Source organism: Sphingobacterium sp. UBA3519, from assembly GCF_002377215.1.
Taxonomy (GTDB): domain Bacteria; phylum Bacteroidota; class Bacteroidia; order Sphingobacteriales; family Sphingobacteriaceae; genus Sphingobacterium; species Sphingobacterium multivorum.
The window spans coordinates 1-11,900 of the sequence record NZ_DFPI01000028.1; the positions used below are offsets into that span (position 1 = coordinate 1).

At 39.1% G+C, this 11,900-nt stretch carries 9 protein-coding genes and 1 pseudogene; 6 read left to right on the forward strand and 4 right to left on the reverse strand.

The annotated features are described in order from the left end of the window. Window positions 1-244 precede the first annotated feature (244 nt). On the forward strand, window positions 245-4,111 hold the full coding sequence (locus B3297_RS19010) for a TIM-barrel domain-containing protein (protein WP_286779281.1): 3,867 nt from the start codon (window positions 245-247) through the stop codon (window positions 4,109-4,111). Between the two features lie 77 nt (window positions 4,112-4,188). Here the strand turns inward: B3297_RS19010 and B3297_RS19015 are convergent, their stop codons facing one another. The 3 genes from B3297_RS19015 to B3297_RS19025 all read right to left on the reverse strand — a co-directional run bounded on the left by B3297_RS19015 (window position 4,189) and on the right by B3297_RS19025 (window position 5,945). Then, window positions 4,189-5,067 (reverse strand): pirin family protein, encoded by an 879-nt coding sequence (locus tag B3297_RS19015; RefSeq protein ID WP_070563786.1) that lies wholly within the window; start codon window positions 5,065-5,067, stop codon window positions 4,189-4,191. Window positions 5,068-5,196: 129 nt separating this feature from the next. Next, complete coding sequence (locus B3297_RS19020; protein ID WP_070563783.1) at window positions 5,197-5,511, reverse strand: hypothetical protein; 315 nt, start codon at window positions 5,509-5,511, stop codon at window positions 5,197-5,199. 11 nt (window positions 5,512-5,522) lie between these two features. Beyond that, window positions 5,523-5,945, reverse strand: coding sequence for an OsmC family protein (locus tag B3297_RS19025; protein ID WP_070563780.1), 423 nt, complete (start codon window positions 5,943-5,945; stop codon window positions 5,523-5,525). Window positions 5,946-6,206: 261 nt separating this feature from the next. Here B3297_RS19025 and B3297_RS19030 point away from each other — a divergent pair, with 261 nt between their 5' ends. The 3 genes and pseudogenes from B3297_RS19030 to B3297_RS19040 all read left to right on the forward strand — a co-directional run bounded on the left by B3297_RS19030 (window position 6,207) and on the right by B3297_RS19040 (window position 9,294). Next, a complete protein-coding gene (locus B3297_RS19030; protein ID WP_139144934.1) occupies window positions 6,207-6,926 on the forward strand; it encodes an outer membrane beta-barrel protein in 720 nt (239 codons plus the stop codon). Further along, a pseudogene (locus tag B3297_RS19035) lies at window positions 6,919-7,131 on the forward strand (TMEM175 family protein); the annotation flags it as partial. The gene B3297_RS19030 and the pseudogene B3297_RS19035, both read left to right, overlap by 8 nt. Before the next feature lie 138 nt (window positions 7,132-7,269). Then, window positions 7,270-9,294 (forward strand): glycoside hydrolase domain-containing protein, encoded by a 2,025-nt coding sequence (locus B3297_RS19040; protein ID WP_070563774.1) that lies wholly within the window; start codon window positions 7,270-7,272, stop codon window positions 9,292-9,294. Between the two features lie 216 nt (window positions 9,295-9,510). Here B3297_RS19040 and B3297_RS19045 read toward each other — a convergent pair whose 3' ends face one another. Next, window positions 9,511-10,407 (reverse strand): helix-turn-helix domain-containing protein, encoded by an 897-nt coding sequence (locus B3297_RS19045; RefSeq protein WP_070563771.1) that lies wholly within the window; start codon window positions 10,405-10,407, stop codon window positions 9,511-9,513. Window positions 10,408-10,606: 199 nt separating this feature from the next. On the opposite strand from B3297_RS19045, the gene aroE reads away from it, so the two are divergent. Continuing rightward, on the forward strand, window positions 10,607-11,392 hold the full coding sequence (gene aroE / locus B3297_RS19050) for a shikimate dehydrogenase (RefSeq protein ID WP_201303573.1): 786 nt from the start codon (window positions 10,607-10,609) through the stop codon (window positions 11,390-11,392). After that, window positions 11,392-11,754 carry a phage portal protein gene (locus tag B3297_RS19055; RefSeq protein ID WP_070563767.1) on the forward strand — a complete coding sequence of 121 codons (363 nt, stop codon included), beginning with the start codon at window positions 11,392-11,394 and terminating at the stop codon, window positions 11,752-11,754. The genes aroE and B3297_RS19055 overlap by 1 nt, the downstream gene beginning before the upstream one ends. Window positions 11,755-11,900: the final 146 nt, after the last annotated feature.

Consider the following 11,900-nt stretch of genomic DNA (forward strand, 5'->3'; position numbering starts at 1 on the left):
GTCAAGGGCTTCTTTCGTTTAAGTACTTCCGTATTTCCATGTATAAGACATTGCATATCCTCCGCCTATCGGTTATCGCAGCAGAGGACCGTCGGTGAGCCTGCTCCATCGGAAGCTGTTCCGAAACCGCCGCTAGCCTGCAACATTATTATTGGACAATCGTTTGCATTCCATAATTCCTTTTTTACTTCGATTTACTATTGTATTATTGTTATGTTAATTTAATGCATTATAAATCATACGCATGAAGATATCTTTTTGGAGCACAAAAGCACAAGTCAGTTTACTGATGGGATTGGCTTCTCCTTTTATTTTTCAACCCTCTCGAGTTGACGCTAAAGTAAGTACGATCAATTATTATAATACAATGGGTCGCGATCACGGAAACCGTATTATCACGATTCAGAAAATTAATCCGACAACAGTCGAGATTGTATACGATAATGGTCAACGTCTTACTTTAGATTTCTACGGTAATCATATTTTTAGGATGTTCCAGGATGTTCATGGCGGTATAATCCGTGATCCCGAAGCAAAACCCGAAGCAAAAATATTGGTAGAGCAACCTCGGAAAACAGTCACTGGGCTTGAGGTAAAGGATGGAGGTAATAAGGTCAGCATCTCCACCAACGATATTCTTTTTTCAATGGATAAACAGACTTCACAGTTTAGTATCCTTAATCGTAAAACCAATAAGATTGTAGTTGAAAGCTTAAAGCCGGTCGTTTTTGAGGACAAACAAGTAAGCCTTGAATTAAAGGAAAATGCGGATGAGTACTTTTTTGGTGGTGGCGTTCAAAATGGACGTTTTTCACATAAGGGAAAAGTAATTGCTATCGAAAATCAGAACAGCTGGACCGATGGCGGTGTTGCCTCTCCAACCCCTTATTACTGGTCAACCAAAGGGTATGGTTTTATGTGGCATACTTTTAAGAAGGGAAGTTACGCCTTTGGAGCCAAAACCGCTGGCACAGTCAAATTGGCCCACGATACGGATTATCTGGATGTCTTTTTTATGGTTGGTGACGGTATTGTGCCTTTGCTCAACGATTTCTACCAATTGACGGGTAACCCAATTCTTCTACCAAAATTTGGTTTGTACGAAGGACATCTTAATGCTTATAACCGCGATTTTTGGAAAGAAGATGAAAAGGGAATTCTTTTTGAAGATGGCAAACGCTATAAAGAAAGCCAAAAGGACAATGGCGGAATCAAAGAATCGCTGAATGGCGAGAAAAACAATTATCAATTTTCGGCTCGCGCAGTCATAGACCGTTATAAAGCCCATGACATGCCTTTGGGTTGGATTCTTCCCAATGATGGTTACGGTGCTGGATATGGTCAAACGGCATCTTTAGATGGAAATATCCAAAACCTGAAAGAGTTCGGCGATTATGCACGTAAGAATGGTGTGGAAATCGGTTTATGGACACAGTCTGATCTCCATCCCAAAGACAGCATCAGTGCATTACTGCAACGTGATATAGTAAAAGAGGTACGGGATGCAGGTGTGAGAGTCCTAAAGACGGATGTGGCCTGGGTGGGCCCAGGATACTCCTTTGGTCTCAATGGGGTAGCTGATGTAGGGCATACCATGCCTTACTATGGCAACGACGCTCGTCCATTTATTATTTCATTGGATGGTTGGGCAGGTACGCAGCGCTATGCGGGTATCTGGTCGGGTGACCAAACTGGAGGTGTATGGGAGTATATTCGATTCCACATACCAACATATATAGGCTCGGGACTTTCGGGCCAGCCCAACATTACCTCTGACATGGACGGGATCTTTGGTGGTAAAAACTTCAAGGTCAATATCCGTGATTTTCAATGGAAGACTTGGACACCCATGGAACTCAATATGGATGGCTGGGGCTCGAACGAGAAATACCCTCATGCTTTGGGCGAGCCAGCTACTTCGATCAATCGTCTGTATCTGAAATTGAAATCTCAATTGGTTCCCTACAGCTATAGTGTGGCAAAACAAGCGGTAGATGGTCTGCCCATCATTCGCGCGATGTTTTTAGAGCAAGCAAATGCTTATACACTTGGAAAGGCAACGCAATACCAGTACCTCTATGGTCCAAATTTCCTGGTGGCACCGATTTATCAGGAAACACGTGTGGATGAGAAGGGAAATGATATACGCAATGGTATCTACCTGCCGGATGGTGAATGGATTGATTATTTTACGGGTGAAAAATACCAGGGTGGCCGTATCATCAATAACTTTAATGTGCCTATTTGGAAGCTGCCTGTTTTCGTGAAAAATGGAGCCATTATTCCGGTGACCAACCCAAATAATAATGTGCTGGAAATCAAAAAAGATCAACGTATTTATGAAGTATATCCTTATGGAAACTCTAGTTTCCTGGAATATGATGATGATGGAAAGACAGAGGCTTACCGTTATGGCAAGGGGGCAAATACATCCATAACTTCACAGTTAAACAACAATAAAGTTGTTTTTGCGATTGCTCCAACGCAAGGCGAATTTGACGGCTTTGAGAAAATGAAGTCTACCGAAATTCGTTTCAACGTTACCAAAGCACCTAAGAAATTGACCGTAAAGGTCAATGGAAAAAATAATAAACTTAAAGAAGTGAACAGCTTAGATGCGTTCAATACTTCTGAAAATGTATATTTCTACGACGCACAACCAAACCTGAATCAGTTTGCAACCAAGGGATCTGAATTTGAAAAAGTACCTTTGGTGAAAAATCCGAAGTTGCTGGTACGACTAGCGAAACAGGATGTCTCATCGACTGCAATAGAAGTACAATTGGAGGGTTTCGAATATGCTCCTGTTGACAACTATCTGGCTCAGACTGGTGCTTTGACTTCGCCCAAAGCTGTTATCACAGATCAACATACACAAGCATATACCTTAACGCCAACCTGGGAAAAGGTTGCAAATGCAGATTATTATGAAATTGAATTCAATAATCTGATCTATTCGACCATCAAAGACAGTCAGTTGCTATTCGAAGGATTGGCCGCGGAAACTGATTACCAGTTTAAAATTAGAGCTGTCAATAAATCTGGTGTTTCAGATTGGAGTACATTTGCCGCAAAAACAAAGGCAAATCCATTGGAATTTGCCATCGAAGGAATCAAAGCAGAGACTTCTGTGGATAACCAAGGCGGAAATGGTATCAATAAATTGTTCAATTATGATGAGGGGGATATGTGGCATACAAAATGGGGACATACTGCGGTTCCGTTTGATATGATCTTAGATCTAAAATCCGTTAATCAATTGGATAAGTTTGTGTATCTTCCAAGAACCGATGGCGGAAATGGCATCATTTTAAAAGGAAAAGTATTCTATAGCAATGATAAGGACACCTGGACGGAAGCTGGTGGTTTTGACTGGAAACGTGATGGCGAAATGAAACGTTTTGATTTTGGAACCCATCCGGTGGCTCGATTTATCAAAATTTCAGTTTCTGAAGCTGTGGGAGGTTTTGGTTCAGGAAGAGAATTATATGTGTTTAAAGTGCCAGGTTCGTCAAGCTACTTACCGGGCGATATTAATAATGACCGATTGATCGATCATAATGACTTGACTTCCTATATTAACTACACGGGATTGCGACTGGGAGATGGAGATTTCGAAGGTTATGTCAGCAATGGTGATGTCAATAAAAATAATCTGATTGACGCTTATGATATTTCCAATGTTGCTGTTGTCATAGAAGGCGGTGCAAAACCAAATAAAGAAGAAAAGGTCAGTGGTAAATTAAAACTGATTCCTTCAAAAACGACCTTAAAATCGGGTGATATTGTGGAGATCAGTGTTAGTGGAGAGAATCTTAAAGCTGTCAATGCACTTAGTTTTGCTCTTCCTTACAATCAGGGTGATTTTGAATATGTCGGTATTGAGTCCGTACATTTAAAGGAGATGAACAATTATAGCAACGATCGTCTTCACACCAATGGAAGTAAGGCTCTGTATGCTACTTTTGTTAATCTGGGCAACAAGGAGACTTTGAATGGATCTGAAGTTTTATTTAAGATCAAATTGAAAGCAAAACGTAATGTCAATTTCAATCTGAAAGCAATAGATGGTATCTTCGTTGATAAAAAGCTGAATTCCGTTACTTTCTAAAATAAATAGCCTTAACAAAAAAGGGAGCCTCATAGGCTCCCTTTTTTTGTTAAATGATGTCTAAATAATGCACCTAATTAGTCCAATATCATACTAAGATCCATCAGCAGGATTTCAGTATCTGCTGAGGTTACTTTGAGGTTAATTTCAGCGACATCCCATATTCCAAAGCCATCTCTGCTTTCTAATTCTTTTCCTTCGACAGTAACACTACCTTTTATTACAAAAACATATACACCATTTCCTGCCTTTTTGATTCGGTATTTTGTTTGGACGTCCTTGTCAAAATGCCCCATGGAAAACCAGGCATCCTGATGGATCCATACACCCTCGTCTTCTCGATTTGGAGAAAGAATTTGCTGGAATTTATTCTGTCTTTGAGTTATATCCAATGTAATTTGATCGTATCGGGGGCTCACATTCCGTTGATTAGGGTACACCCAAATTTGAAGAAACTTGACTACCTGATCGGTGTTTTTATTATATTCACTGTGTATGATGCCTGTTCCGGCGCTCATGACCTGAATATCTCCTTTCCGGATAATGGCTTTGTTACCCATGCTGTCTTCGTGTTGCAAATCACCTTCCAAAGGAATACTGATGATTTCCATATTATCGTGCGGGTGTTTGCCAAAACCTCTTCCTTCAGCCACTATATCATCATTTAGCACCCGTAATACACCAAAGTGCATACGTTCGGGGTCGTGATAATTGGCGAAGCTAAACGTATGATTGCTATCTAACCAACCATGATTTGCATGACCGCGTGTAGCCGCCTTGTGGAGGACACTATGGTTTTCCAATTTGTCTGAATTATAGTTTACAGCTTCGGCATCCAGCGTTTCAAGCGGCTCTATCTCGTCAATATCATTCTTCAAGATATCAGCTGAAGACACTGTTGATGCAAATATCCCGGAACCCAAAAGTCCCTTTTTTATAAAGTTCTGTCTGTTCATGATCTTATTATTTAGTATCCAAAATTAGCCTATTGGCCGTCGATTTCTATTGATCTAGTTCAATAAAGAAAGAGTTTTAACGGTTTTCGGTTGTTTTTCTAGGACGCTATTGCTATATCCTGTGCTTTATTAAACGGAGAGTAAGTCTGGAAAAAGACTATAGACTTCATTTTTTAGAAGTCCACTTCCACCGCCATAATGTTTGATCAGACCAATCGGATAAGTGAGCCGCGTAAGGTGATCTGTTATTTCATGCTCTTCCTGAGGCGAGAGTCCCGAACTCAATAATAAAACATCTACAGGGACGTCAATAAGCTGTTTTTTACAGGCATCCAAATCGTATTGTATCGATGCATTCCAGTTGGGCGTGTTTTCAATGATTCTCTTGAGCGTGAGGAGAATTTCTTCATTTTTACCAAATATGAGAAAGGTTAAGATTTTCATGATGTTCTTTTTTAAGGATTTGTCCTGATGAGTGTATTGACAATGGCATTACCCTTTAAAATTTTTGAAATGGGACATTCTTCGGCAATTTGTTGCAGGCGTTCTCGGGTATCCTCTGCTAAGATTTGTCCAAAAGCTATCTCGCGATCAAAATATGTAACCACCTGTCCTTTTTCAATTTTGAGGTACATATTTGAACTGACTGAAATTTCTGGAATATCAAGCCCTTTTTTATCGATGTACATGCGTAAAGTAGCTAAGGTACAAGATACAAGCGATGAGATAAGAAGGGTGTAGGGGTCAGGCCCAAGATCTCTGCCGCCAAGTTTTTCAGGTTCATCCGTAATAAATTCACCATTCCTCCAGTGGATGCTGGTCTTATATTTCTGCTCGGCAATATGACCGATGACAGGGTTTTCCAATATATATTTCATACGGATAATTCTTTTGTTTGTAATACAACAAAAATAAGCCTGAATTGATTCATTTTCATTGATGTAGTTCAATAAATATAGTCATATTGTCTCCTGATATTTTTTTATTGGCTGATAAGATTGATGGATTTCCGCTGATGAATGCACCCTATCGTTACAGAAAAAATAAAGATTGGAGTAAGTTGAATCACATAAATTTTCTTACTTTTAACAATCAAATTCGCTCAATTTTTTAAAGGATTTTAATTTAATATTTCGGTTATGATGAAGAGATTTTTACTTGTCGGACTTTTTGCTGGTATAACCCATTTTATGGCTTTCTCGCAATCGCACGAACTACGTGTGGGTGTCACCTCCGGTGTGTCCAATTTTACGGGATCGGGAACCGAAGCAAAGAGTACGTTGAATGGATCTACACAACAGGACTATTATACCAATAATCCTTATGGAAAAAAATATGGAATCAATATTGGTGGCGCTTTAAACTACCGTTATGTTTTTGCCAACAACCTAATATCAGGTTTGGAAGGCGCCTATGAACGATTGCAGACAAAGATTGATTTGGAAGGCAATGAGTTTATGAATGGAAGCCGTGGTCAGACCCGTCTCAATCAACAATTTATCAATTTTAATCCTTTTGTTGGCTATCGTGTCTTTTTTGAACCGATGACAATGGATATACAGCTGGGTATGGATATTGCCAAAACGCTGAGCATCAAAGAAAATGGTAGCATTGAAGATAAACAGGGGAATAAAACAAGTTTTGATCGTGATAGAGGCAAGGTTATCGATTTGGATCTACGCCCGCGTTTACAGTTTAATGTAAATTATGACCGTTATACCATGTTTGCCGGTTATTCATGGGGCCTAAAAGACTACCGTAGTGGAATGTTGGGCGGTGATCCTGGTGTGGCGCGATTAAATGTATTCCGTTTAGGCCTGCAGTATCAGCTATTAACCCCGATCTTCAAAAATGACTAAAGGCAGGTTAGAAGCATTCAGTGATGGCGTTTTGGCCATCATTATAACGATTATGGTACTTGAATTATAAGTACCTGAAGGATTTACTTTTGCTAGCCTTAAACCATTATATCCTAAAGTTATCTCCTATATCGTTAGTTTTGTTTACGTTGGACTGTACTGGTATAATCACCATCATCTCTTTCAAATTGTTCGAAAAGTTCTCGAAGAATTAATAAATAAAAAACATCAGGCGCTGAAAAAAATAGTTGTTTGCTATGGCCAAGAACTGTATAGGTTAGCTTTTTGTATCGTGAAAAATCAGTTTGCGCCCTTTATACATATAAAAAATAATAGACTATATATGAAAAAATTACTGCTGTCTTTGATGCTCTGTTATGCTACAATTGCTGGAGCGCAGACCGATCGTGTAAACGTCTTCTTGGGATCTTCCGGCGACCACGGCCAGCTTTCACCAGCGGCTTCTTCTCCTTTCCATCAATTGAGCATTGTGCCCTATACTAATCCGGGGACGCATACGGGCTATGAGCATCTTGCCAAGGAAATTAAAGGCTTTACACACAATCGCCTCGAGGGAGTAGGTTGTATGGGCAGTGGTGGACTGATCCTTATTAGACCATTTATAAAAAATGATACAAAGCCGCTGAATAAAATTGACGAGCACGCCCAACCTGGGTATTATGCTTTAAAAACCGCAGAGGGTATTCAAGTTGAAGTGGCTGTGAATAATGATTTTGGTCGTGAACAATATACTTTTCCCGTGGGTAGGAAAGGTTTTTTTATTGATTTGGGGCATGCTTTCAATGGCGCTTTTGTTGACAATGAATTTACACAGGAGGGTAATCTGCTATTCGGTAAAGTACGTGCGAAAACGACCTGCCATGTGGGAACATATACCATTTATTATGCGCTGGAAATTCCTACAGCGAGCGAATGGCGAAAGGAGGGGAACAAGATCTGGGTAGACCTGAAGGAGGAAAGCCTTATAGCAGACGTCAATATTGCATTTTCGGCTGTGGATCAACAGGACGCAAAAAAGACACTTGCAGAATATGATAAGCTAGATTTTTCAACGGTAAAAAAACGTGCAGCTGATCGTTGGAAAACTGCCCTGTCGGTACTGCAGGTAAAGGGCGATTCGGATAAGGTAGATTTATTCTATTCCTTGCTCTATCGCAGTTTACAATCTCCTTATGTTATCAGCGATGAGCAGGGAAATTTTAGGGGAACAGACGGGAAAATACATCGTTCCAAAGAAATACGTTATCATGGATGGGCAATTTGGGACAATTATAAAACACAACTACCGCTTTTGGAGCTGATAGATACTGAAATGTATCAGGGCGTTGTCTCCTCGATTGCAGACCTGTACCGTTATGGGAAATTTGACTTTGCAGGAGCTCATGAACCAGCAAATTCGGTCCGGACAGAACATGCCGCTGTCGTTCTTTTGGATGCGGTCAAGAAAGGATATCGGGTCGATATTGATGGAATAAAAGATTCGTTAATACATGATACCCTGCGCTATGATTTTAAGAAACCGGACAAGTACCTTGAAGCATGTTATGATATGTGGGCAATGTCCAAGCTTTTTCCGCAGAACAGCAAAATCTATCTGGAGCGAGCAAAATCATATCAGGCAATTTGGAATAAAGATTTCAAAGATCTGACCAAACGAGATGTCGACCGTATGTCGGCACGGGATATGTATCAGGGAACAATTAGGCAATATCGTTGGAATGTACCTTTTGATGTTATGGGATTAAGAAAGCTAGCAGGTGGTGAAGAAAATTTTACACAGCAACTGGATGAGTTTTATGACGGTTATTATTTCAATAGGGCGAATGAACCGGATATGCAATCGCTGACCTTATATAATGCGAGTAAAACCCCTTGGCGCTATCAGGAGTGGATACATCGAATTGCATTGGACACCATCATACAATATTACTTTAATGACAACAGCCGTGGAATCGGAGCACATATCGACCGCATCTATAAAAATGAGCCTAAAGCCTTTGTAAGAACCATGGACGACGATGCTGGTGCTATGTCGAGCTGGTGGGTGCTATCTGCGATCGGATTGCAACAACCTTTGGTCGGGGAACCTGTTTTTTATATCAGCGTGCCATTTTTTGATCAAATCAAACTGGAAAATAAAGGGAATCCACTGACCATTGAGGTGCCGAATCGAAGCGACAAAACGCGTTATATCAAATCGATTAGGTTGAATGGAAAAGATCTGAAGAGGTTATGGATCACACATGAAGAGCTTAGAAAGGGAGGGACGCTACAGATTGAATCGTCGGAAACGCCAACTGATTATGGAAGGGATGATCCTTGGATAAGTCACATAGAAAACAAATAAACATGAGTTGATCAGAGATTGTAGACTAAATTCGCGTTTTTTACTACTTGGAGATTTAAAAGTACTGGCCAAAGAGATTGGAAAATCGATGACCAGTTAATTTGCTCCTGAATGAAATGGCCCCATGCTAAAATAATGCAGTTATAAAATTTTCGATAAAAACTACGAAACTCAATAGTTGTTAATATCAAAGTACGATTGATCAGAGAGTCAGCGTTATTTGGCTACTTTTATTTGAGGTATTGAATCTGCGATTGGAGAGATCAAGACTGTATTTTCAAGGTGTAAATTTCTATATACTTTTGGGGTCAGACCTATATGGTTTTTAAAAAATTTGTTTAAATGGCTTTCATCGGTAAAACCAAATTCATATACGATCTGCGATAGTGAAACGGTCGGAACAGTTAATCGAGTTTGAATTAAGTTTATGCGGTATTCGTTGACATAATTTCGATAACTTATACCAAACTTTTTTTTGAAATAATCACTGAAATAACTATTTGCAATAGAGAAGTGAGCGGCGATGTTTTTAATCTGAATAATTGACGGTTGGTAGATATGTTGATGTATGAAGGAAATGAGCTCTTCTTTACCGGGCTGACCATTGTCAATTCTTATATGAAGTTTAGCAGCAGCTTCGCTAATTAAGACTAAGATAGATCGTATCTGATAAAATATGAGCGCTGAACGAGAGATATCCTTCGAAAATTTGTACAATACTATATTCTCAATAATATTTCGAAGTATAGCATTGGGAGGTTCATCTATTTTTAATTTCACTTCCTTTAATAACTTATTCTTCATTATTCGGACAGGTTCATATAAATTGAAATTATCTACTGTATGCTGTGAGTGTTCTGACAGATATGCGTCTGTGAACTTTATAAATGTGAAGTGAGTACTTTTGTTTATCTCAAAATAATGTTCGTCTTCTGGACTTATTATAAACAGATCTCCTTCCCCATATTGAAACCTATTATTGTTCAGTAAATGAATGCCACTACCTTTGTGGATATAAACCAGTTCATAATAAGTATGGCTATGAAGGGGTAAATGAAAAGTCTTTTCTTCATAATCATGAATAACGAGTTGATCAAACTGTATTTTCTTCATTTTAAAAGTGCTTACGATAAAAATACAAAAAATACCTTTAAATATACCTGGGCGTGGCGCCGGTAATATGCAATCTTTGTAATAGAAGATTTATCATTTTGTATCAATTACTTTATTTCACATTTATGCAAGATAACATTGATTTTTTGCCTTTTATTACGGGCTCTTTTGCCAAACCAGCTTCTGAGATCCAACTGTAATGATGATTGAAGCAGCTTATAGATATCACAGTATCAACGCTCGTTATCTGAATTGCGAGGTTGAGCCTATGCATCTGGCAGATGCTATCAAAGGAGCAAAAGCCATGGGATGGATTGGTTTCAATTGTTCTATTCCACACAAAATAGCGGTCGTTCCATATCTTGATGAATTAGGAGGCTCTGCACGATTGATAGGTGCGGTTAATACTGTAGTTAGAAGGGGGAACCTTTGGATAGGTGAGAATACAGATGGAAAAGGATTTTTAAAAGCGCTAGAAATTATTGAAGATCCTAAGGACAAGTGTATTACAATATTTGGTGCTGGAGGCGCTGCTCGCGCAATTGCAGTTGAATTGGCGTTAGCGGGAGCCCATACAATTATTATTGTAAATAGGGACAAATCTAAAGGTGAAGAACTTGCCGATCTGATAAATAGTAATACTAAAACTAACGCGTTATTTAACTGTTGGGAAGGAAGGTATAAGATAAAATTATCAACGAATATTTTGATCAATGCAACTAGTGTAGGGCTGTTTCCCAATGTGGATCAAAAACTCGATATTGAATTTGATCTTATCGGAAAGGAGATGATTATCGCAGATGTTATACCCAATCCCCCAGATACTCATTTTATAAGAACCGCTCGAGAAAAGGGATGTAGCGTTTTAAATGGTCTTAGTATGCTCGTTAATCAAGGCAGAATAGCAATTAAATATTGGATGGATATGGACGTCGAGCCTTCTGTTATGCATTCAGCGTTGGCCAATGTTTTAAAAATACACTAATGATCAAATTTAAACGTGTAGAGCATATACTCATAAGTGTTCCTTTAGGCGGGCTAGCTTCAGCGCAAAGGTTTTATGCTGAGATATTGCGTTTGAATCAAATCCTTGGTAATCATCCCAGGGGGGCTATTTGGTTTGAAATCGGAGATATCCAGCTTCATATTCGTGAAGAAAAGTACCATCAAACAAATTCTGATATACATCCTGCGTTTGAAGTTTTCGACTTATCCCATGCTAAATTATTTTTGAAGAATCAGAATATAATCGTAAAATACTCGTCCAAGATAGATGGTCGAGAACGATTTTTTTTTCGAGATCCATTCGGAAATAGGTTTGAATTGATCGAATATCTAAGGTGCTAATATAGTGTAAACTTTAAGAAAAGGTATTATTTCCACATCGTAGGTACCATCTGATTTCTTGTGGTGTTCATAAACTTTTGCGCTGACGGTTGCTATAGTTTTTTCTTTAGCAGGTGAAAAATCCCGTTAGATATCTTTTTACGTGA